General features: G+C 69.3%; 19 protein-coding genes and 3 pseudogenes. 16 read left to right on the forward strand and 6 right to left on the reverse strand.

Features of this window, described 5'->3' with window-relative positions:
• Positions 1 to 210 precede the first annotated feature (210 nt).
• Positions 211 to 2,502, reverse strand: a complete 2,292-nt coding sequence (glgX, locus tag ACGFY9_RS29305) for a glycogen debranching protein GlgX (protein WP_393759076.1) — start codon at positions 2,500 to 2,502, stop codon at positions 211 to 213.
• 152 nt (positions 2,503 to 2,654) lie between these two features.
• On the opposite strand from glgX, the gene ACGFY9_RS29310 reads away from it, so the two are divergent.
• The 7 genes from ACGFY9_RS29310 (at position 2,655) to ACGFY9_RS29340 (ending at position 9,813) form a co-directional block, all read left to right on the forward strand.
• Entirely contained in the window at positions 2,655 to 3,887 is a 1,233-nt protein-coding gene (locus ACGFY9_RS29310) for an Ig-like domain-containing protein (protein ID WP_393759078.1), read from the forward strand.
• A 168-nt stretch (positions 3,888 to 4,055) separates the two neighbouring features.
• Positions 4,056 to 5,303 carry an Ig-like domain-containing protein gene (locus tag ACGFY9_RS29315; protein WP_393759080.1) on the forward strand — a complete coding sequence of 416 codons (1,248 nt, stop codon included), beginning with the start codon at positions 4,056 to 4,058 and terminating at the stop codon, positions 5,301 to 5,303.
• Between the two features lie 80 nt (positions 5,304 to 5,383).
• Positions 5,384 to 6,151: an enoyl-CoA hydratase/isomerase family protein gene (locus tag ACGFY9_RS29320; RefSeq protein WP_393759081.1), complete on the forward strand. Its 768-nt coding sequence runs from the start codon at positions 5,384 to 5,386 to the stop codon at positions 6,149 to 6,151.
• Positions 6,152 to 6,460: 309 nt separating this feature from the next.
• On the forward strand, positions 6,461 to 6,964 hold the full coding sequence (locus ACGFY9_RS29325) for an ATP-binding protein (protein WP_393759083.1): 504 nt from the start codon (positions 6,461 to 6,463) through the stop codon (positions 6,962 to 6,964).
• A 158-nt stretch (positions 6,965 to 7,122) separates the two neighbouring features.
• The gene (locus tag ACGFY9_RS29330; RefSeq protein ID WP_393759085.1) at positions 7,123 to 7,914 is read left to right on the forward strand and encodes a polysaccharide deacetylase family protein; all 792 of its coding nucleotides are present in this window, start codon (positions 7,123 to 7,125) and stop codon (positions 7,912 to 7,914) included.
• Positions 7,914 to 9,092 carry a hypothetical protein gene (locus ACGFY9_RS29335; RefSeq protein ID WP_393759087.1) on the forward strand — a complete coding sequence of 393 codons (1,179 nt, stop codon included), beginning with the start codon at positions 7,914 to 7,916 and terminating at the stop codon, positions 9,090 to 9,092. The genes ACGFY9_RS29330 and ACGFY9_RS29335 overlap by 1 nt, the downstream gene beginning before the upstream one ends.
• A gap of 112 nt (positions 9,093 to 9,204) precedes the next feature.
• Positions 9,205 to 9,813, forward strand: coding sequence for an ADP-ribosyltransferase (locus ACGFY9_RS29340; protein ID WP_393759088.1), 609 nt, complete (start codon positions 9,205 to 9,207; stop codon positions 9,811 to 9,813).
• Between the two features lie 20 nt (positions 9,814 to 9,833).
• Here the strand turns inward: ACGFY9_RS29340 and ACGFY9_RS29345 are convergent, their stop codons facing one another.
• Positions 9,834 to 10,469, reverse strand: coding sequence for a GNAT family N-acetyltransferase (locus ACGFY9_RS29345; RefSeq protein ID WP_393759090.1), 636 nt, complete (start codon positions 10,467 to 10,469; stop codon positions 9,834 to 9,836).
• A 58-nt stretch (positions 10,470 to 10,527) separates the two neighbouring features.
• Here ACGFY9_RS29345 and ACGFY9_RS29350 point away from each other — a divergent pair, with 58 nt between their 5' ends.
• From ACGFY9_RS29350 to ACGFY9_RS29365, 4 genes and pseudogenes are all read left to right on the forward strand, one after another.
• Positions 10,528 to 11,445, forward strand: a complete 918-nt coding sequence (locus ACGFY9_RS29350) for a MerR family transcriptional regulator (protein WP_393759092.1) — start codon at positions 10,528 to 10,530, stop codon at positions 11,443 to 11,445.
• Between the two features lie 48 nt (positions 11,446 to 11,493).
• Positions 11,494 to 11,706, forward strand: a complete 213-nt coding sequence (locus ACGFY9_RS29355) for an EF-hand domain-containing protein (RefSeq protein WP_393759094.1) — start codon at positions 11,494 to 11,496, stop codon at positions 11,704 to 11,706.
• A gap of 222 nt (positions 11,707 to 11,928) precedes the next feature.
• Positions 11,929 to 12,472, forward strand: a pseudogene (locus ACGFY9_RS29360) (FadR/GntR family transcriptional regulator).
• Between the two features lie 80 nt (positions 12,473 to 12,552).
• Complete coding sequence (locus ACGFY9_RS29365) at positions 12,553 to 13,251, forward strand: NADPH-dependent F420 reductase (RefSeq protein ID WP_393759096.1); 699 nt, start codon at positions 12,553 to 12,555, stop codon at positions 13,249 to 13,251.
• 20 nt (positions 13,252 to 13,271) lie between these two features.
• Here the strand turns inward: ACGFY9_RS29365 and ACGFY9_RS29370 are convergent, their stop codons facing one another.
• Both ACGFY9_RS29370 and ACGFY9_RS29375 read right to left on the reverse strand, forming a co-directional pair.
• Complete coding sequence (locus ACGFY9_RS29370) at positions 13,272 to 13,829, reverse strand: GH25 family lysozyme (RefSeq protein ID WP_393759098.1); 558 nt, start codon at positions 13,827 to 13,829, stop codon at positions 13,272 to 13,274.
• Positions 13,830 to 13,864: 35 nt separating this feature from the next.
• Positions 13,865 to 14,905, reverse strand: a complete 1,041-nt coding sequence (locus tag ACGFY9_RS29375) for a phosphatidylinositol-specific phospholipase C domain-containing protein (protein WP_393759100.1) — start codon at positions 14,903 to 14,905, stop codon at positions 13,865 to 13,867.
• A 287-nt stretch (positions 14,906 to 15,192) separates the two neighbouring features.
• On the opposite strand from ACGFY9_RS29375, the pseudogene ACGFY9_RS29380 reads away from it, so the two are divergent.
• From ACGFY9_RS29380 to ACGFY9_RS29390, 3 genes and pseudogenes are all read left to right on the forward strand, one after another.
• A pseudogene (locus ACGFY9_RS29380) lies at positions 15,193 to 15,737 on the forward strand (LLM class flavin-dependent oxidoreductase).
• 24 nt (positions 15,738 to 15,761) lie between these two features.
• A complete protein-coding gene (locus ACGFY9_RS29385) occupies positions 15,762 to 15,974 on the forward strand; it encodes a hypothetical protein (protein ID WP_393759102.1) in 213 nt (70 codons plus the stop codon).
• 397 nt (positions 15,975 to 16,371) lie between these two features.
• Positions 16,372 to 17,178: pseudogene (locus ACGFY9_RS29390) on the forward strand (sensor histidine kinase); the annotation flags it as partial.
• On the opposite strand, the gene ACGFY9_RS29395 reads toward ACGFY9_RS29390, so the two are convergent.
• Entirely contained in the window at positions 17,120 to 18,088 is a 969-nt protein-coding gene (locus tag ACGFY9_RS29395; RefSeq protein ID WP_393759104.1) for an aminoglycoside phosphotransferase family protein, read from the reverse strand. The pseudogene ACGFY9_RS29390 and the gene ACGFY9_RS29395 overlap by 59 nt on opposite strands.
• Before the next feature lie 544 nt (positions 18,089 to 18,632).
• Here ACGFY9_RS29395 and ACGFY9_RS29400 point away from each other — a divergent pair.
• Positions 18,633 to 18,989: a PRC-barrel domain-containing protein gene (locus ACGFY9_RS29400; RefSeq protein ID WP_393759106.1), complete on the forward strand. Its 357-nt coding sequence runs from the start codon at positions 18,633 to 18,635 to the stop codon at positions 18,987 to 18,989.
• A 53-nt stretch (positions 18,990 to 19,042) separates the two neighbouring features.
• Positions 19,043 to 19,330 carry a hypothetical protein gene (locus ACGFY9_RS29405; RefSeq protein WP_393759108.1) on the forward strand — a complete coding sequence of 96 codons (288 nt, stop codon included), beginning with the start codon at positions 19,043 to 19,045 and terminating at the stop codon, positions 19,328 to 19,330.
• A gap of 20 nt (positions 19,331 to 19,350) precedes the next feature.
• Here the strand turns inward: ACGFY9_RS29405 and ACGFY9_RS29410 are convergent, their stop codons facing one another.
• On the reverse strand, positions 19,351 to 20,562 hold the full coding sequence (locus ACGFY9_RS29410) for a N(5)-(carboxyethyl)ornithine synthase (RefSeq protein ID WP_393759110.1): 1,212 nt from the start codon (positions 20,560 to 20,562) through the stop codon (positions 19,351 to 19,353).
• Between the last annotated feature and the right edge of the window lie 130 nt (positions 20,563 to 20,692).

Genomic DNA, 20,692 nt, shown 5'->3' on the forward strand with positions numbered 1-20,692 from the left:
GGTGCCACCAGGACCGGCGACAGCACCCCCCGGATCATCAACAACAGGGGCAAAGAGTCCTACCGGACCTGGAGGCCACGAGCCCGAACCGGGCTTTACAAAGAAGGTAATGGGCACCCCCATGTGATCAGCCGATCCGCCCCAGGCCAGCCACCCGCCCCGGAGTTCACGGACCTGAAACGTCGCCCCGGCCGGAACCGCGGCGGCCCTTCAGCTCACCACTTTCAGCAACAGCACAGCCCGCGCCGGCACCGTAATAGCCGCCCCCGCCCGATGAACCACCCCCGGCGCCTCCCTCTGCTCCTCCCGTGACGTGTCGACGACCACCTCGTACCGCTCCGCCCACGGCGGTCCCGGCAGCGCGAAGCTCACCGGGCGGTGGCCCGCGTGCAGGACGGCGAGGAAGCTGTCGTCGACGATGGGGGCGCCGCGTTCGTCGCGGCCGGGGATGTCCCGGCCGGAGAGGTACATGCCGAGGGTGGCGGCGGGCGCGTACCAGTCCCGTTCCGTCATCTCCGTGCCGTGTGCCGTGAACCAGGCCAAGTCCCTTATGCCGTCGGCCGAATGGGCCCGCCCGGAGAAGAACGCCCGGCGACGCAGCACCGGATGGCGGTGGCGCAGGTCGATCAGCCGGGCGGTGAGGTCGGTCAGCGCCGCCCAGCCGGGGTCCTCCCGCAGGCCCCAGTCCACCCAACTGATCTCGTTGTCCTGGCAGTAGGCGTTGTTGCTGCCCCGCTGCGTCCGCCCCAGCTCGTCACCCGCGACCAGCATCGGCACGCCCGTGGAGAGGAGGAGGGTGGTGAGGAGGTTTCTCAACTGCCGTCGCCGCAGCGCTTTTACGCGCTCGTCGTCCGTCTCGCCCTCGACCCCGCAGTTCCAGGACCGGTTGTCGTCGGTGCCGTCCCGATTGCCCTCGCCGTTGGCCTCGTTGTGCTTGCGCTCGTACGACACGAGGTCGCGGAGGGTGTAACCGTCGTGCGCTGTAATGAAGTTGACCGAGGCGTAGGGGCGGCGGCCTCCCCACGCGTACAGGTCGCTGGAGCCGGACAAGCGGTACCCGAGGTCCCGTACGTCCGGCAGCGCGCCGCGCCAGAAGTCCCGGACGGCGTTGCGATAGCGGTCGTTCCACTCCGTCCACAGGGGCGGGAAGGCGCCCACCTGGTAGCCGCCCGAGCCCACGTCCCAGGGCTCGGCGATCAGCTTGACCCGTCGTAGCACCGGGTCCTGGGCGATCACCGCGAGGAACGGGGACAGCATGTCGACGTCGTGCATCGAGCGGGCCAGCGCCGCCGCGAGGTCGAAGCGGAAGCCGTCGACGCCCATCTCGGTGACCCAGTAGCGCAGGGAGTCGGTGATGAGCCGGAGCACGTGCGGCTGGACGACGTGCAGGGTGTTGCCGCAGCCGGTGTAGTCCGTGTAGCGGCGGGCGTCGCTCTGGAGGCGGTAGTAGCCGCGGTTGTCGATGCCCTTCAACGACAGCATCGGGCCCAACTCGCCCGCTTCGGCGGTGTGGTTGTAGACCACGTCGAGGATGACCTCGATACCGGCCTCGTGCAGCGCCCGCACCATCCGCTTGAACTCGCCGACCTGTTGACCCGCGGTGCCCGTCGCCGCGTAGGCCGCGTGCGGGGCGAAGTAGCCGATGGAGTTGTAGCCCCAGTAGTTCCTCAGCCCCTTGCGCAGCAGATGGTCCTCGTGAGCGAACTGGTGGACGGGCAGCAGCTCCACGGCCGTCACGCCCAGCTTCACCAGGTGCTCGATGGCCGCCGGGTGCGCCAACCCGGCGTAGGTGCCCCGGAGTTCCTCGGGTATCCCGGGGTGCAGTTTGGTGAAGCCGCCGACGTGGAGTTCGTAGATGACCGAGTCCGCCCACGGTGTCTTCGGGCGGCGGTCGTCCATCCACTCGTCGTCGGTGGTGTCGTCGTGGACGACGACGCCCTTCGGGACGTGGGGCGCGGAGTCCCGGTCGTCGCGCACGGTGTCCGCGACCTGCTGCTGCGGCCAGTCACGGACATGCGCGTACACCTCGGGCGGCAGCCCGAACTCGCCGTCCACCGCGCGGGCGTAGGGGTCGAGGAGCAGCTTCGCCGGGTTCCAGCGGGCGCCGGTCCACGGGTCCCAGCGGCCGTGCACCCGGAAGCCGTAGCGCTGCCCGGGCAGCACACCCGGCAGGAAGCCGTGCCAGATCTCGTGCGTCAGCTCGGTCAGCGGAGCCCGGGTCTCCACCCCGTCCTCGTCGAAGAGACACAGCTCGACCGCCTCCGCACCCCCCGCCCACAGCGCGAAGTTGGTGCCCGCCACCCCGTCCGGGCCGACCCGGTACCGGGCCCCCAACGGCATCGGTGCCCCCGGCCACACGGGCATCGGCGGTCCGGTGTGCGGGGCGCCGTTCAGCACGGGTGCGGCGCGTGGCGACGGCACGGCCTCCACCGCGTGCTCCATCGGCACGCCGTCGTCGACGTGCCCCTCCTGCACGGCCTCCTGCTCGGCTGCGCTCGACACCGTCCGGCCTCCTGCGGCTCATGGAACGACGAGGTGAAGGGCGCGCGGCGTCCCGGTCGCGTGTGCCTGTCATGTCGTCCTCCCCACTGTTCTGCCCAGAGCTTGCGTCGCACTCACGTTTCCCTGAGGCGGGCCCGCTCGTTGGGCACCCCGTGAGGCATGCACAAGGACGCGCGCGACGCGCGGGGGCCGCACTGGCCGCCGTACTGACATGGGCAGGACTGCTGGCCGGAGCCGCCGGCTGTACTTCGGACGGCTCGGGCGGGGGCGGTATCGACGAGATCTTCGGCAAGGCGCCGTCGCCCGAGGATGTGATCCGGATCTCGCCCGAGGACGCCAGCAAGGGCGTCAAACCGGACCAGCGGCTCGTGGTCCGGGTGCCCAGCGGACGCCTGGAGTCCGTGCAGGTCGTGAAGTCGCAGGACGCCCAGGACAGTCCGGTCCCCGGCCACATCTCCGACGACGGACTGCGCTGGGAACCCGAGGACGGAAAGCTCGCGCTGGCCGCCGAGTACACCGTCGACGCGGTCGCCCTCGACGGCCACGGCCGCCGCTCGGCCCGGCACACCACGTTCACGACCTACGTCCCCGACGAGCGGTTCATCGCCTACGTCACCCCGGAGAACCGCGCCACCGTAGGCACCGGGATGATCGTCTCCCTCGGCTTCAACCAGGAGATCGAGAACCGGGCCGCCGTCGAGCGCGCGGTCCACGTCACCGCGAAACCGGCCGTCGAGATCCGCCCGCACTGGTTCGGCAAGGCCCGCCTGGACTTCCGTCCCGAGAACTACTGGAAACCCGGCGCCCAGGTCACCGTCTCCCTCCGCCTGCGGGACGTGGAGGGCGCGAAGGGCGTCTACGGCCTCCAGTACAAGACGTTCTCCTTCACCGTCGGCCGCAGCCAGATCTCCCTCGTCGACGCCGCCAGACACACCATGGAGGTACGGCGCGACGGCGACCTGCTGGCCACCGTGCCCATCACCGCCGGCGCCCCCGGGAAGACCACGTACAACGGGAAAATGGTGGTCATGGAGATGCTGGAGGTGACCCGGATGAACAGCCGCACGGTCGGCTTCGGCGGCGAGTACGACATCCCCGACGTCCCGCACGCCATGAAGCTCACCGACTCCGGCACCTTCCTGCACGGCAACTACTGGGCGCCGTCCGCCCCCGGACACGTCAACGTCAGCCACGGATGCGTGGGGTTGAGGGACGTCAAGGGCGGCGGCTCGGACACCCCGGCCGGGTGGTTCTTCGACCGCAGCATCGTCGGGGACGTCGTCGAGGTCGTGCACAGCGACGACAAACAGGTCGCTCCGGACAACGGCCTCGGCGGCTGGAACATGGGTTGGAAGGAGTGGACGGCGGGCAGTGCCCTGAGGTGACCGGAGAAGGGGGCCGGGTCCCTGTGTCAGGCGGCAGTTGAAGTTGCGACCGAACGGTGACATTCGCCTGACATGAAGCTCAAATCCTGACGGTTAATATGCGCGGACGTGCACGTCAGATGCGCGAAGGGGTGCGGGCCGGACCGGGCCCGGCGAGGGGAGAAAGTCTTGAACGTGCGACCGATATCGGGGGCGTCGGTTGACGCGCGCGGCCGGAGAAACAAGGGGCTGCTGGCGCTGATCCTCGGCGTGCTGCTGCTCGCCGTGACCGCGTGCGGAGGCGGCGGTGGCTCCAACTCCGGGTCCGGCTCGGGCGACAGCAAGGCCAAGGGGTCGGACACGGCCGAGACCAAGCAGTCGCAGGCCGTCGTCACCATCGCCCCGAAGAACGGCTCGAAGTCCGTGGACACCAGCGGCGCCCTCAAGATCAGCGCCGCGAAGGGCAAGTTGACCGAGGTCGAGGTCAAGGACGCCGACGGCGCCAAGGTCTCCGGCACGATCACCGGCGGCGGCGCGAGCTGGACGCCGGCCACGCATCTCGCGGCCTCCACCAAGTACACCGTGCACGCGGTCGCCAAGGACTCCGACGGCCGGGTCGCCGCCGAGGACTCCAGCTTCACCACGCTGACCCCGAAGAACACGTTCATCGGCGACTTCACCCCGGAGGACGGCTCCACGGTCGGCGTCGGAATGCCGTTCTCGGTCAACTTCACCCGGGGCATCACACACCCCGACGCCGTGAAGAAGGCCTTCACCATCACGACCGTGCCGGCCGTCGACGTCGAGGGCCACTGGTTCGGCAACGACCGCCTCGACTTCCGCCCCGAGAACTACTGGAAGTCCGGCACCAAGGTCACCGTCAAGCTCAACCTCGACGGCGTCGAAGGCCGCCCCGGTGTCTACGGCAAGCAGTCCAAGACGGTCTCCTTCACCATCGGCCGCAACCAGGTCTCCGTGGTCGACGCCAAGAAGCACACCATGAAGGTCACCCAGGACGGCAGGACCATCAAGACCATCCCGGTCACCACCGGCAAGCCCGGCTACGACACCTGGAACGGCCAGATGGTCATGAGCGAGAAGCTCGAAGTGACCCGGATGAACGGTGAAACGGTCGGCTACGGCGGCGAGTACGACATCAAGGACGTCCCGCACGCCATCCGCCTCACCACCTCCGGCACCTTCATCCACGGCAACTACTGGGGCGGCGGCGCCTTCGGCAACTACAACGCCAGCCACGGCTGCGTCGGCCTGAGGGACGTCAAGGGCGGCTACAGCAGCAGCGTTCCGGCCGCCTGGTTCTACAACCACTCGATGATCGGCGACGTCGTGGTCGTCAAGCACTCCAACGACGAGACCGTGGCGCCGGACAACGGGCTCAACGGCTGGAACATGTCGTGGGCGAAGTGGAAGGCGTAAGACGCTAGTTGACCTGCGGGTCCGGTGCTGTGACACACAGCACCGGGCCCGTTGTCGTTAGCGCGCGTTAACCTTCCGGCATGACCGTGAATCTCGAAGTCGCCGAGGGCGTCGGCACCATCCGCCTCGACCGCCCGCCGATGAACGCGCTGGACGTCGCCACCCAGGACCGGCTCAAGGAACTCGCCGAGGAGGCCTCGCGTCGCGACGACGTGCGGGCCGTGGTGATCTATGGCGGGGAGAAGGTGTTCGCTGCGGGTGCGGACATCAAGGAGATGCAGCGGATGGACCATGCGGGGATGGTCGTACGGTCGCGGGCGTTGCAGGAGTCGTTCACGGCGGTGGCCCGTATCCCGAAGCCGGTGGTCGCTGCCATTACGGGTTATGCGTTGGGCGGGGGTTGTGAGTTGGCGTTGTGCGCTGACTTCCGGATCGCGGCGGACGACGCGAAGTTGGGGCAGCCGGAGATCCTGCTCGGGTTGATTCCGGGGGCGGGTGGTACGCAGCGGCTGGCGCGGCTGATTGGCCCGTCGAAGGCGAAGGACCTGATCTTCACGGGTCGGATGGTCAAGGCTGATGAGGCGCTCGCGCTGGGGCTCGTCGATCGACTGGCGCCCGCCGCCGAGGTGTTCAGCGAGGCGCATGCGTGGGCGGCGAAGTTGGCGCAGGGGCCGGCGATCGCGTTGCGTGCCGCGAAGGAAGCGATCGACACCGGGTTGGAGACGGACATCGAGACCGGGCTGGCGGTCGAACGCACTTGGTTCGCGGGGCTGTTCGCGACCGAGGACCGTGAGCGGGGGATGCGGAGCTTCGTCGAAGAGGGGCCCGGCAAGGCGAAGTTCCAGTGAATCGGATCATCGAAGTTCCAGTGAACCGGACCGTCAAATACCGCTCAACCACTTGCAATTGACGTGATGTCTCATACAGGTCCCTCGATGGGGCGGTTTATGGGAACCTTAACGTGACCTTAAGCCTGCCTTGTCGAGGGAGCCTGTCGATTGCCTCCAACAGAGCCTTCACCGCAGGTCGGAGGGGCTGTCGCGAGCCCTGAAATGCCACTGGCACATGCCAATCAGATGTCGCGGAACGGGGGCTTCCGGGGGGCGTATTCCTCCGGAACAGCCCCGGAGCCCGTTCGGGGCGGCCATGATGGACGCATGGCGGGGCTGGAAGGTATCGGACAGCCGCGGGGACAAGGCCGTGCGACCGCGGCGCGCTGGTCGCCTGCGGTCGAGGACGAGCGGGCACTGAAGGCGATCGAGTTGTTCGGCAATCCGACGGAGGCGGAAGTTCCGCTCCCGTCCCGGCCGGAGTCCGCGGCGGCGGCCCGTCGGCTCACCCAGATTGTCGTTCTGCGGCACTGGGGGCTCAGCCCGAAGCTGACCGAGGATGCGGTCTTACTTGTCTCGGAGCTTGTCGGCAACGCCGTACGGCACACCGGTGCGCGGGTGTTCGGGCTGCGGATGAAGCGGCGGCGGGGGTGGATTCGGGTCGAGGTGCGTGATCCCTCGCGTGGGTTGCCTTGTCTGATGCCGGTTCAGGAGATGGATCTGAGCGGGCGGGGGTTGTTCCTCGTCGACCAGCTTTCCGATCGGTGGGGCGTGGATCTGTTGCCGCGTGGGAAGACGACGTGGTTCGAGATGCGCGTTTCTGATCGCTGAACCCGCGAAAGACCGTTGTTTTCTGCGGGTCCGCTGTGGCTGGTCGCGCCCACGCGGCGGAGCCGCACATCGATACAGCCCCGCGCCCCTTTGGGGCGCGACCCGTGCAGGTCCCCCGAACGGGTTAATGCCCCGGTTTCTTACTTGGCGCCCCTTAAATGGGGCGGGTGACCACGACCGACCGCCGTACGGCGTTGCGTGCGGGTGCCGGGCTCGTCGCCGGGGGCGCTCTCGCCGCCGGATGTGCCACGACCGGCTCCACCGCATCCCCCGCCGCCCCCGCCAGCGGACCGGCGCCCGCCGCCAGGGCGACGCCGCCCACCGCTCCCGCCCCCCGCGCCTTCCCCCAGCAGCCCGCGCAGATCACCCACGGACCCCGCGACCACCCCAGGATCGCGCTCACCTTTCACGGCCAGGGCGACCCCAAGATCGCCACCGCCCTGCTCACCGAGGCGGAGAAACACGGCGCCCACGTCACCGTCCTCGCCGTCGGGACCTGGCTCGACACCCACCCCGGGATGGCCCGCCGCATCCTCGACGGCGGCCACGACCTGGGCAATCACACCCAGCGGCACATCGCCGTCAACACCCTGTCCGAGGCCGACGCGCTGGCCGAGATCACCGGCTGCGCCGACCGCCTCAAGCGGCTCACCGGCTCGATCGGCACCTGGTTCCGGCCCTCGCGCGCCCCGGCCGCGTCCCCGCTCGTCCAGCGCCTGGCCCACCGCGTGGGCTACCCGCACGTGCTGTCCTACGACGTCGACTCCCTCGACTTCACCGCGCCCGGCGCCCCCGCCGTCACCCGCAAGGTGCTCGCCGAGGTCCGCAACGGCTCGGTCGTCAGCATGCATTTCGGGTACGCCGACACGGTCGCCGCGCTCCCCGCCGTACTGGAAGAACTCCACCGCCGCGGACTGCGCGCGGTGACGACCACGGAGCTGCTGAGCTGATGCGACACATCCCCCTCACCCGCGCCCTCGTCGCCGGGATCGCCCTCGCCGCCCTCGCCGGCTGCGGCTCGCAGGACCACGCCGACGAGGCCCTCGGTACCAAGGCCGCGCTCCAGCCGCAGCAGCAGAAGAAGCCGCAGGTCGCGCGGGCGCTGCCCGGTATGCCGCCGGTGCTCGACCCGGCAGACGTGTACGCGGCCGACCGCCCCAATCAACTCTCCCCGGTCGTACGGGACTTCCCGTCGCGGGTCTACGTCCCCAACACCAACTCCAACACGGTCTCGGTGATCGACCCGAAGACGTACAAGGTCGTCGAGACCATCCCGGTCGGTGTCCAGCCCCAACACGTCGTCCCCTCCTGGGACTTGAAGACGCTGTGGGTCAACAACGACCGGGGCAACACCCTCACCCCGATCGACCCGCGAACGGGCAGGGCGGGCAAGCCCGTTGACGTGCACGACCCGTACAACCTGTACTTCACGCCCAACGGCAAGTACGCGATCGTGATGGCCTCGCTGGACCGGCAGCTGGTGTTCCGGGACGCGCACACGATGAAGACCGTGAAGGCCGTCCCGGTCAGCTGCTACGGCGTCAACCACGCCGACTTCTCCCCGGACGGGCGGTACTTCATCGTCTCCTGCGAGTTCAGCGGCGAACTGCTGAAGGTCGACACCGAGAAGATGAAGGTCATCGGGCAGCAGAAACTGCCGTTCCACGGTTCGATGCCGCAGGATGTCAAGATCTCGCCGGACGGCAAGAAGTTCTACATCGCCGACATGATGGCCAACGGCATGTGGGTCCTGAACGGCGACACCTTCGCCAAGCCGGACTTCCTGCCCACCGGCAAGGGCTGCCACGGTCTGTACATCAGCCGGGACTCGCGCGAGATGTACATCTCCAACCGCGGCGAAGGCACCATCTCCATCTTCGACTTCACCAAGAACAAGCTGACGAAGAAGTGGCACCTCCCGGGCGGCGGCAGCCCCGACATGGGCGGCGTCTCGGCCGACGGCAAGGTCCTGTGGCTGTCCGGCCGCTACAACTCCGAGGTCTACGCCATCGACACCCGCACCGGCACCCAGCTCGCCCGCATCAAGGTCGGCGGCGGCCCGCACGGCCTCGCGGTGTACCCGCAGCCGGGCCGCTACTCGCTGGGCCACACGGGCATCTTCCGCTGAGGCCTGTATGCAGGAGTCCGCTGTATTCCGGCTGAAATCCGGTCAGTTGGACACGCCCCCGTACGGGTGAAGATCCGCGACTCGTCGCCGCAGAACCGGGATCGTGCTCCGCATGATCACGATTCACCTGCGGCGACGAGCCGTTGCCGCCGCCCTGTCGCTCGCGGCCGTCTTCGCCACCACGGCCGCCACCGTTCCCACCCACACGACCCACGCCCCGGCCCGTGCCGCCGCGCCCGCCTGCCCCGTCGTCGCCGACCCCGCGATGGCCGCCGTCGACCAGCGCGTGGACATCAGCCGCATCACCCCCGACCCGGTCTGGCGCACCACCTGCGGCACCCTCTACCGCAGCGACAGCCGCGGCCCCGCGATCGTCTTCGACCAGGGCTTCGCCCCCAAGGACGTCGTCGACGGCCAGTACGACATCGAGAAGTACGTCCTCGTCAACCAGCCCTCGCCGTACGTGTCGACGACGTACGACCACGACCTGTACAAGACCTGGTACAAGTCGGGCTACAACTACTACATCGACGCCCCGGGCGGTGTGGACGTCAACAAGACCATCGGCGACACCCACAAGTGGGCCGACCAGGTCGAGGTCGCGTTCCCCGGCGGGATCGCGCGGCAGTACGTCATCGGCGTCTGCCCGGTCGACAAGAAGACCAAGGTCGAGATCATGAGCGACTGCGAGAGCAACCCGAACTACCGCCCGTGGCACTGACGTTCAGCGCGTACTGACGTCTACCGCGCGCTGAGCAGCACCGCCTCCGAACCCACCGGACGGTAACCCGCCGCCAGGAACGCCCGCAGGCTGCGGGCGTTCCCCGGCGCGACCTGGGCCCACAGCGGCTCTGCGGCGAGGTGGCGGGCGGCGGTCACCAGGGCCCGCCCCAGCCCCCGGTGCCGTACGTCCTCGTCGATCTCGACGGAGACCTCAAGGCGGCCCCCGACCCCGCGGCCCAGCACCGCCACACCGCCCTCCGTCGTCCATGCGCGCACGTCGTCGCGCCGACCGCGGGCGTACACGATCCGCGGATGGTCGCCGTCCGTGATCTCCGTGAGGGTGAGCGGCGGTTCGCCCGCCAGCGGGGACCCCACGAGCATCGCGTCGATCGTCTCCGCCCTGCGGCCCGTCCGCTCCAGCAGGGCCATCAGGAAATACGGGTTCATCGGCGCCGCGAGCGCGTCGCACGGTACGGCAGCAAGGGTCTCGTGGACCCACTGCGGATCCTCGTCGATGAAGACGACGGCGTGCGCGGTGAAGGCGAGGATCCCCGCGTCCCGTTCGGACATCTGCGGTACGACGGTGACGCGACCGTCCGCCGGCGGGAGGTCGTCCCGGGCCACCGCATCGAGAATGTCCCGAAGAGTCTCCATCACCAAGCTCCTTGCGCCGCTTGAGTCTCCACCCACTGGAAGGCCCACACTCACAGACATGATCGACGACGGCACCGGACTCCTCACCATCGGGGAACTGGCCAGGTCCACCGGACTGACCGTGCGCACCATCCGCTACTGGTCCGACGAGGGCGTCCTCACCCCGGTCACCCGCTCCGCGGGCGGCTATCGGCTCTACGACGCCGAGTGCGTCGCCCGCCTCGAACTGATCCGTACCCTGCGCGAGTTGGGCCTCGGCCTGGACGCCGTGCGCAAGGTGCTGGCCGGTGAGACGACGGTCGCGGAGGTGGCCGCCGCGCATGTGGTGGCGCTGGACGCGCAGATCCGTTCGCTGCGGGTGACCCGGGCGGTGCTGTCGACCGTCGCGAGACGCGGTTCGACCGCGGAGGAGATGACGCTCATGAACAAGCTGGCACGGCTGTCGGCGGCCGAACGCAGGCGGATCATGGAGGAGTTCGTGGAGGAACTGTTCCACGACCTCGATGCTGTCGATCCGTGCATCAAGGAGCGGATGCGCTCCATCGCAGTGGACCTGCCGGACGATCCGACCCCCGAACAGGTCGACGCCTGGGTGGAGTTGGCGGAGATGGTGCAGGACCCGGAGTTCCGGGCGCAGATGCGCAAGGCCGTCGAGTTCAACGCCTCGGACCAGGAGCGTGCCGCTGTCCGCGGCCGGTCCACCTGGTTTCCCATGCGGCTGGTGCAGCTGGGCGCGGAGGCCAGGGAGCGGGGGATCGACCCCGGGTCGCCGGAGGCCGAGGCGATCCTGCGGGAGGTGCTCGGCGACGGCGGCGACCCGGCCGTCGTACTCGAACGGATGGAGTCGGCGTCCAACGAACGGCTCGCCCGGTACCGGGAGTTGCTGGCGACGGTGAAGGGCGGCGGCCCCGCGGCGGCGCACCGGCCGGAGTTCGCGTGGGTGGTCGCCGCACTGCGGGCGCGTGCGGCCGGTTAGTCTGACGTCCGTCAACAGGCAGTAAAGCGTTACGAAGGGGCGGATCCGGTGGCGGACATCGAGGAAGCACGCAAGCATTTCCAGCGGATCGACACGGACGGTGACGGCTTCATCACCTCGGCCGAGTTCAAGACCGCCCTGGCCCAGGGAGGCGACTGGAACGTCACCGAGACGGTCGCCGAGGCCATCATCAAGAGCCGGGACCTCAACGGGGACAAGGTCCTGTCGTTCGACGAGTTCTGGGCCCACCTGAACAAGTGACCTGATCGGTCGGAAGGGGCGCCCGTCCTGCGGTGGACGGGCGCCCCTTCCGCCATGTCCGGCGGTGAGTCAGGGCCGGCTGCTCCTGATCCGTACGCTCCAGCGGTCCTCGCGCCGCTCCAGGACCAGCGGCAGATGGAAGCATTTGCCGACCTGGTCACTGGTGAGGACGTCGGCCGCCGGGCCCTGCTCGAGGGGGCGGCCGTCGCGCGGGAGCCGCCCGTGCCGCTAGATCCCGTCCGTCCCCGTCCCCTCGTCGAACAGGCCGCCGAGCGGCTGCGGGCGCAGATCACCGCCGGTGAGTGGCCGGTCGGCAGCAAGCTGCCCGGTGAGACCACGCTGGCCGCAGAGCTGGGCGTGGGCCGCTCGACGGTCCGCGAGGCGTTGCGGGCGCTCGCCGGGGCGGGGCTGGTCCGGCCGCGGTGACCGACGTCTACGAGGTGCGGATGGGCGTCGAGGCCCGGGCGGCACGGCTGGCGGCGAGCCGTCGTACGCCCGAGGGCGTGACAGTGATGGAGCGCGCGCTGGAGGCCCGCCGGGGCGCCTCCGGGGCGGACGACATCGCGTTCGTCGACGCCGACATAGCGTTGCACGCGGCCGTGGTCGCCGCGGCCCGCACCCCCGTACTCGCCGATATCTTCGGCCAGTTCACGCCGGTGATCCGAACACCGGGGACGAGGCGCTGGTGCGGGCGGTCGCGGAGGGGGACGCGGAGACGGCGGCGGAGGTGCTGCGGGCGGAGCTGGAGGATCCGTTCGGGGAGTAGGTGCCGCGAGCGCGGTGTCACTCGTACGGGGGAGGGGCCGGAATAGGCGGCGGACACCCGGGGTTGCAGCCGCCAGAAGCATGCGCGTGCATGGATTCCGGATCGGCGAAGGGTCTGTCATGAAGATCGGCATCATCGGCGCGGGCAACATCGGCGGCAACCTCACCCGGCGGCTCACGGCCCTCGGTCACGACGTCTCCGTCGCCAACTCGCGCGGCCCGCAGACGCTCACCGCACTGGCCGAGGAGACGGGCGCGACCCCCGTACCGGCCGCGGAGGCGGCGAACGGGGCCGAAGTCGTCGTGGTCACCGTCCCGTTGAAGGCGGTCCCGGACCTGCCCAAGGGCTTCCTGGACGGCGCGGCCGAGAACGTCGCGGTCATCGACACCAACAACTACTACCCCGGGCGCGACGGCCGGATCGCCGCGATCCTCGACGACGGCGTCACGGAGAGCCGCTGGGTCGCGCAGCAGATCGGCCACACCGTGATCAAGGCCTTCAACGGCACCTACGCCCAGGACATCCTGGACCGCCCCCGCCCGTCCGGCGCCCCCGACCGCCTCGCCCTCCCAGTGTCCGGCGACGACGAGGCGGCGAAGCGCGTGGTCCGGGCCCTGATCGACGACCTCGGCTTCGACACGGTCGACGCCGGCACCCTCGACGAGTCCTGGCGGCAGCAGCCGGGGACGCCGGTGTACGGGCTGCGGGAGGGCGTCGACGGGATCGTGAAGGGGCTGGCGGGGGCTTCGCGGGAGCGGAAGGGGGACTTCAAGGGCTGAACGGCCCGCTCACGTGACCGTCAGGCGTCCTTCGCCCACGTCTGCAACGCCGCCTTGGACGTGAAGTCGGCGACGTCCTTGTCGTGGGGGTCCGAGGTGTACTGGTGGAACTTCCAGTCCGCCTTGATGCGCGGCTTGCCGGCTGTGGTGTAGTCGGCGATCCACAGGCCGTCGCCCGCGTAGGAGGTCTTGTCGATGGTCAGCCAGAAGGTGCGGTTGCAGTAGAGGACGACCCGGTTGTTCGGGCGGAGGGACTTCACCTTGCGGATGAAGCTGTCCTTCTCCGCGTTCGTGGCGTGGGTGCCGTCGCCCGTGGTTTCCCAGTCGACGGCCAGCAAGTCGCCTGCCTTTTCGGGGGCCTTGCTCACGAAGTACTCCGCCTGGGCTGTGATGTTGCCCGGCCAGAGGAAGTGGTAGAAGCCGACGACCAGTCCCGCGTCACGGCCCGTCTTCGTCTGGGCGGTGAGTCTGGGGTTGACGTACGAATGGCCCTCCGTCGCCTTGATGAAGACGAAGGAGGAGCCGTCCGTGTCGTACGCGGTGGACTGGAACGCGCTTACGTCGATGCCATGCAACATGGGGGACTTGTGCCCCGTCCCCGCTATCCGGAACCTCAGGTTCTGGTGGCCACCGACGACAGGACCGACGCCGACTTCGACGACCAGTCAGAAGTGATCACGCTTGCGTGGTCCGCTGCCAGTAGTGCCAGTTTGGCGGCGACTTCCGCGTCCGTGGGGGCAGTTGAGGAGATCGCCGGGGCCACCGCGTACGCGTCCGTCATGATCAGGATGTAGTGGTTCGTGGAGTAGAACGACGTGTCGTAGCCGTTGTTGACGTATGTCGCCGCGTCACCGTCGAAGAAGATGAACCACGGGCGGATCGAGGTGTCGGAGGTCCAACGGCTCGCCCGGGGATCGCCGTTGGCCGCGCCCAGCACCGCCGGGAAGGCCTGCGCCTGCGCGATCGTGCCGGCCGCGTACAGGTCGCGGAGATGGTCGCCGTACTCCTGGTCGGTCCAGTAGTGGTCGAAGGGGTTGGCCTGCTCGACCGTGCCGGGGATCAGTTCGAAGATGAACTTGCCCTTGAGGTCGTCGCGTGAGGGCCACGCGTTCGCCTGGGCCGCCGCGTCGAGCGTGGAGTAGGAGGAGCCGAGCAGGTCGGACGGCTTGTAGACGCTGCTGCCGAGCTTCTGCGAGACCAGGGTGTCGAACGCGGTCGGGCCGAGACCGATGGTCTGGTTGAAGCCCACCTTCATCTCCACCTTGATGATGATGGGCGCGTGGTCCGGGTGCAGGGTGTTCCAGGCGGCCATGTTGTCCAGGCAGCTGCCGAGGTCCTGGTTGCGGTCCTTGCTGTACAGGTCGGCGGGGGTGCTCGCGTACTCGCAGTTGTTGTCGTTGGAGAACAGGTCGCTGTGGCTGACCCGCCACCGCTTGCTCAAGCTGTCGACGTAGACGTCGAGTTCGAGCAGCGAGGCCCCGGAGTCCAACGCCTGCGCCCAGTACGTGTACTTGTCCTTCTCGTACGCGTTGTGCGTCCCGATCGTCGTCGTATCGGAGAACTTCGCCGCCGCCGCGTGGGCGTTGCCCGCGGCCCCCGTCAGCAGCAGCGCCGTGGCGCCGAGCAGCGCCGCCAGCCGTCTTATCGCCTTCATGGGTGTCAAGTCCCCTTCACCGTGGCCTAGTTGGCGCGTTGTTGGCGGCAGCAGCGTAGGGCGAAGGGGTTACTGCTCGGTAGAGGCTGGGGGAACATCACCTTCCGCTGGGTTGGTAAAGGTTGTTCCTGCTCGTGGATATTGCGTTCTCCATACCGAGGAATCATATTCTCGAACGATGACTGGTTCTGGCGTGGCGTTCGCTCTTCGATTCGACTTCCGCAACCCGGAGTCGGCACAGTTCGCCGGACGGCTATCTGCCAAGCCCGGTCCAGATGCTCGCGGCGATGGCCGCCTGTACGAAGCAAGTCCGGTTCCTCGTCGCCGCGTTGATCGCGCCCTTCCACGATCCGCTGCGCCTCGCGAGGAGTTGGCGGTCCTCGACAACATCAGCCGGGGGCGTGTCGATGTGATCGTCGCGGGCGGGTATGTGCGCGAGGAGTTCGCCATGTTCGACGTGCCGATGAAGGAGCGGGCGAAGCGGGTGACCGAGGTGGTCACCACCCTCAAGTCGGCTTTTGCGGGGGAGCGGTTCGGCTATCGGGGCCGTACGGTGCGTGTCACGCCGGCGCCGTACCGGCCGGGCGGCCCCGCCGTTCTGCTCGGCGGCAGCAGTGAACCTGCGGCGCGCCGGGCCGCCCGGATCGCCGACGGGTTCGTCCCCTCCGTGCCCGGGGTGTGGGAGTACTACCGCGACGAGGTGGGGAAGTTGGGGCGCCCCGACCCCGGGCCCAGTCCGATCGGGCCCAACCAGGTGGTGGCCCTCGCCGAGGATCCCGACGACGGGTGGGAGCGGATGGCGCCGTTCTTCCTGCACGAGACCAACGCCTAAGGCGAGTGGCAGGCCCAGGACGACGTGGCCGCGCCCTTCCGCACGGCCGACGGCCTGGCGGAACTGCGGCGCGGCGACCAGTACCGGGTCCTCACGCCCGAGCGGTTCGTGACCGAACTCAAGGCCGCGCCAACGCCGTTCACCCAGTTCCATCCGCTGTGCGGGGGCATGCCGATGGATCTGGCGTGGTCGAGCCTGCGGCTGTTCGAGCGGGAGGTGCTGCCCGCCTTCGGATAGCGGATAGCGGAGAGCCGCCAGTGGGTCGCGCGGCAGGGCGGTTCTGGGAACTTCCTGGGAACGGGACCGGACACATCGGCCGTACCGCCCCCGTGACCTGCGTCCCGCTCGACCGACTCTCAGAAACCTCCCAGAACCTCTCCGGAACCCGGCAATCGCGTACGCCACCTTGTGCGGGACGACGTCCCCGAAAGCCCCGGAGGGTTCCCGCGATGCCTGCTTCGACGACGACGGCCACGACCAGTACAAGGTCCCGTCCCGTTGCCTCCTTCCCCAGTCCGGACGGTCCGGGAGCCAGCGCCGTCGAAGGAGCGGCGGCCGCGCTGTGCGGGCTCGTCGCGATGGCCGGTGTCGCGTGGCTCGCGCTGTGGTTGCTGGGGGCGGGTTCGGTGGGATCGCGCTGAACGGGATGCTCGCCCAGGTGGAGACCGCGTTCGCCGCGCGCGCGGAGTCCGAGGCGCGGATGACCCGTTTCGTCGCCGACGCCAGTCATGAGCTGCGTACCCCGCTGGCCGGTATCAAGGGCCTCACGGATCTGCACCGCATGGGCGCGGTCTCCGACCGGGAGGACATCGACGCGACGATGGCCCGTATCGCCCGGGAGTCGGACCGTCTCGCCCGGCTGGTGGAGGACATGCTGCTGCTGGCGCGCTTCGACGAGCACAGCCTGGGCGCCACCGGCGACTCCGGTCCGGCCCTCGAACTGGCCCCCACGGACCTGCGCACCCTCGCCGCCGACGCCCTGCACGACATACGGGCCCTGGACGCGACCCGCCCGGTCGCCCTCACCGGCCCGGAAGGCGTCGGCGCCCCCGCCTCGGCTCCCGCCCTGGCCGACGAGGCCCGCCTGCGCCAGGTCGTGACCAACCTCGTCGGCAACGCGGTCGCCCACACCCCGCCCGGCACCGCGATCCGCATCGGGGTGGGCACGGTCGGCGAGGACGCGGTCCTGGAGGTGGCGGACGAGGGGCCTGGGCTCACCCCGGCCCAGACCGCGCACATCTTCGACCGCTTCTACCGCGCCGACACGTCCCGTACGCGCGCCACCGGTGGCGCCGGGCTGGGGCTGGCCGTCGTCGACTCCCTGGTCGGTGCGCACGCGGGGCGGGTGGAGGTCGACTCGGCGCCCGGGCGGGGGGCGACCTTCAGGGTCCGGCTCCCGCTTCATTCCGAACTACGGGCGCCGGCCGGTCTGTTGGGGTGACTCGCGGGTGCTGCGTGCTGAGTGCTGCGTGCTCGGTGAGGACCTCGGTGAGCTGGCGGGTGGTCTGTCGGGCGATGCGGGGTTCGGTGGCCGCGTAACTCGTGTACGCGTTCAGCGCGGTGGTCAGGGCCCAGCCCATGCCGCGCGTCCAGGTGGCGTCGTCCACGCCGAGCGCGGCGCGGAAGAGCGGGCGGGTCGTGGCCGACAGCAAGGTGTACGCGACGACCAGATCGCAGGCGGGGTCGCCCATGCCCAGGCCGCCGAAGTCGATGACGGCGGAGATACGGCCGTCGACGGTGAGCAGGTTCCCCGTGTGGAAGTCCCCGTGACACCAGACCGGTTCGCGGTTCCAGGCGGGGGCGTCGAGCGCGTTGTCCCAGATCTCGGTCAGGGCGGCCGTGTCGAAGACTCCGTCCACGGCCTCGATCGCCGCCCGGGTCGACTGGTCGCGGGTGGCCAGCGAGGGGCGGGTCAGTTCGGGGTGGGGGCCGGGGAGCAGGGTGTCGGCGGCGGGGATGCGCTGCAACGTCCGTAGGAACTCGGCTAGTTGAGCGGCCGCCAGGTCGGGATCGGCGAGGCCGTCCACGGTCGCCGTCGTCCCGTCGAGCCAGCGGGTGACGGACCAGTGCCACGCGTAACCGCGGCCCGGCGCGCCGAGCGCGAGCGGTTCCGGTACGGCCAGGGGCAGTTGGGGTGCCAGGAGGGGGAGCCAGGTGTGTTCCTTGGCGGCCTCGCCGTCCGCCCAGTCGCTCCGGGGCAGTCGTACGGACATGGTGTCGCCGAGGCGGTAGATGACGTGATCCGAACCGGCGGGATCGACGTGTTTCAGGGGCAGTTGGGACCACTGGGGGAACTGCGCGGCGAGCAGTGCGCGGACGAGTGCGGGATCGCTGGCGGGGGCGATGGTCATCTCTCCCTTTCGTGTCCTCCTGGGCGAGGACGACGCCGACCGGCCCACCGGGCGGGTAATGCGACCACGTTACCGGGCCAACCGATCAACTACCTCTGCAATAAACCGCGTTCGCCCCGCCCACGGCCGAAGGCTCACCGGCCGACGGGTTGCCGTCGCCCGTCCCCGCCCCGGGAGATCGTGCCGGCTCCGGCCCGCCTACCCCGTTGTGCGGCTGCATCGGGTGGCCGTCCGCGCCGCCCGGTCGTATGGCTGTCCACTCCGGCTGGCTCCCTGTCGTATGGCCTTCCGCTTCCGGGTGGCTGCGTCGGGTGGCCATCCCGTTCCGGCCGCCCCGCTCGCAAGCCGCCGCCCCCGATCACTGTCTGCGTCCCGTGCCGAGGACTACGCTGGTTGAACCGGCCCTGGTCCCTGTCTTGGCTCAGGTCTTGGCCCTGGCCTTCGCCCCGCAATGACGCGCCCCCCGCCCCTGCAATGACGAGCCCCCGCCCCGCAATGACGCTCTGGACCCCGCTGTTGGACGAGTTGTCCGAAGGAGAAGGTCATGATTCACGCAGCCGATGTTCGGGAGTGGCGGGAGCGTGACGTCGTGGATGTGGAGGCGCACAAGATCGGGGTGTTGGAGGCCGTGTATGTGGATACCGCGAGCGATGAGCCGGCCATGGCGACGGTTCGGGTCGGGTTGCCCACGCGGCATCGGCTGATCTTTGTGCCGTTGGACGACGCGATCGTGGGGCCGGACTATGTGAAAGTCGGGTATCCCAAGGCCCTGGTGAAGCAGGCTCCTTCGATCGGTACGGACGACGTGCTGCCCGCCGAGCACGAGGAAGGGATCTTCAAGCACTACGGCCTGCCGTACCAGCCGGGTGCCGGCGGCGAGCGCCAACTGGCCCGCCGTTGACGGCACCGGACGCCGAGAGGTTTCAACCCGGCGTTCCGGGCCACCCGTTGAACATGTCCACACGCTACGGCGGAAGCCCCGCGGGGACGGTCATCTCCGTCATCGCGGACATCGCGGCACTGATCCTGATCCTGTGGATCGCCCTCTATCTGTTCAACGCCAACAGCGCGAACAGCTCGGTCGACTGGGTCCACGACGCGGCCAACTGGCTCTCGGGCTGGTCGCACAACCTGTTCACCATCCACTCGGCGGACTGGCGCACCGTGGTCAACTACGGCCTGCCCGCCCTCGTCTATCTCTTCATCGGCCACGCGGTGGCCACCGGGGTCAACCGGAGCTAGACCCCGGGGCGGGACCTCCGCTAGACCGCCACCGGACCACCAACCGCCTTGCCGTCAGGCTGCCTTGCCTCATGGCCTTCAGGCCGTTGCGCCTCGGGGCGGTGCGGGTAGGCGGCCGACCGGTGCTGGAAGGAGAGGATCTTCGGGTTCTGGACGACACCGTCCCGGATCTCGATGGCCTTCCGGACGGTGACGTCGTCGTCCCAGGTGGCCGGTCCGCTCATGACCGTACGCAGATACGGCAGGAGCGCCTCGCTGATCTCCCACGTCGCGGAGTTCCACAGGTGGGACGGGCTGTGGTCCACGGCGTAGTAGTGGCAGCCCGGTCCGACCGTGGACATCGGGTCGCCGAAGCCGCTCGGCCGGGCCCAGGCGAAGCCCATGCCCTCGTCGCAGGCCACGTCGATGAAGAAGGTCCCCGGCTGGAACAGCGCGAGTTCCTCGTTGTTGACGAACATCAGCGGCGCGTCAGTGTCCTGCAGAACGCAGTTGACGACGATGTCGAACCCGGCCAGATACTGCGCGAGCGGCACGGGCCCGAGCCCGGTGACCGCCTGGAGGCGCGTCGGGTCGTCCTCCTGCTCCTCGAAGTGCCCCATCACGACCGACGGCATCGGCGACGCCACGGCCGCCGCCGCGCGCTGCGTGAGCACCGTGACGTCGGAGACACCCATGGCACCCAGGCCCGTGACCGCGCCGCGCGCCGTGGCGCCGAAGCTTATGACCACGGCACGCAGCCGGCGGCCGTAGCTCCCGGTCAGCCCGCCGAGCTGGAGGGCGTGCAGCACCGAGCAGTAACCGGCCAGCTCGTTGTTCTTGTGGAACACATGGACGCTGAAGGCGCCCGTGGAGGTCCAGTGGTTCATGGCCTCCCAGGCGATCAGGGTCAGCCGGCGGTCGATACCGATCTGCGTCGTCTTCTCGTCCTGCACACAGTGCGGCCAGCCCCACAGCACCTGACCCTCGCGCAGCTCGGCGAGGTCCTCGTGCATGGGCTTGGGCAGCAGCATGATGTCGCACTCGGCGACCAGTCGCTCACGCGAACGGAGGCCGGCGACGAGGGGGCGCAGCGCGTGGTCGGCGATGCCGAACCGTTCGCCGTAGCCCTCTTCGAGGAAGATCCGCGCTCGTAGGTCCGGATCGATCCGGTCGAGGTGGCGGGGGTGCAGCGGCAGACGGAACTCGTTCTCCTTGCGGGAGGAGTGCGGTACTCCGAGACTCATGAGACTCATGTGGGGCGGCTCATTTCCGGCCGGGCACGAAGCGCTCCGGCGTTGCCGTTCCCCGAGGGCGACGCCGAAACGGCTGACGGCGTGCGAGGTGCGCTCGGTAATGCCACGGTACTCCAGTCCTCGAAGGGCT

Origin of the sequence: Streptomyces sp. NPDC048504 (assembly GCF_043200035.1) — a bacterium.
Lineage (GTDB): Bacteria > Actinomycetota > Actinomycetes > Streptomycetales > Streptomycetaceae > Streptomyces.

What these genes read in the sequence shown, in the direction of transcription:
- ACGFY9_RS29320 (WP_393759081.1), top strand. Translation starts at nt 5,384, where the DNA reads ATGACCGTGAATCTCGAAGTCGCCGAGGGCGTCGGCACCATCCGCCTC.
- ACGFY9_RS29325 (WP_393759083.1), top strand. Translation starts at nt 6,461, where the DNA reads ATGGCGGGGCTGGAAGGTATCGGACAGCCGCGGGGACAAGGCCGTGCG.
- ACGFY9_RS29330 (WP_393759085.1), top strand. Translation starts at nt 7,123, where the DNA reads ATGGGGCGGGTGACCACGACCGACCGCCGTACGGCGTTGCGTGCGGGT.
- ACGFY9_RS29335 (WP_393759087.1), top strand. Translation starts at nt 7,914, where the DNA reads ATGCGACACATCCCCCTCACCCGCGCCCTCGTCGCCGGGATCGCCCTC.
- ACGFY9_RS29340 (WP_393759088.1), top strand. Translation starts at nt 9,205, where the DNA reads ATGATCACGATTCACCTGCGGCGACGAGCCGTTGCCGCCGCCCTGTCG.
- ACGFY9_RS29345 (WP_393759090.1), bottom strand. Translation starts at nt 10,469, where the DNA reads ATGGAGACTCTTCGGGACATTCTCGATGCGGTGGCCCGGGACGACCTC.
- ACGFY9_RS29350 (WP_393759092.1), top strand. Translation starts at nt 10,528, where the DNA reads ATGATCGACGACGGCACCGGACTCCTCACCATCGGGGAACTGGCCAGG.
- ACGFY9_RS29365 (WP_393759096.1), top strand. Translation starts at nt 12,553, where the DNA reads ATGCGCGTGCATGGATTCCGGATCGGCGAAGGGTCTGTCATGAAGATC.
- ACGFY9_RS29370 (WP_393759098.1), bottom strand. Translation starts at nt 13,829, where the DNA reads ATGTTGCATGGCATCGACGTAAGCGCGTTCCAGTCCACCGCGTACGAC.
- ACGFY9_RS29375 (WP_393759100.1), bottom strand. Translation starts at nt 14,905, where the DNA reads ATGAAGGCGATAAGACGGCTGGCGGCGCTGCTCGGCGCCACGGCGCTG.
- ACGFY9_RS29395 (WP_393759104.1), bottom strand. Translation starts at nt 18,088, where the DNA reads ATGACCATCGCCCCCGCCAGCGATCCCGCACTCGTCCGCGCACTGCTC.
- ACGFY9_RS29400 (WP_393759106.1), top strand. Translation starts at nt 18,633, where the DNA reads ATGATTCACGCAGCCGATGTTCGGGAGTGGCGGGAGCGTGACGTCGTG.
- ACGFY9_RS29405 (WP_393759108.1), top strand. Translation starts at nt 19,043, where the DNA reads ATGTCCACACGCTACGGCGGAAGCCCCGCGGGGACGGTCATCTCCGTC.
- ACGFY9_RS29410 (WP_393759110.1), bottom strand. Translation starts at nt 20,562, where the DNA reads ATGAGTCTCATGAGTCTCGGAGTACCGCACTCCTCCCGCAAGGAGAAC.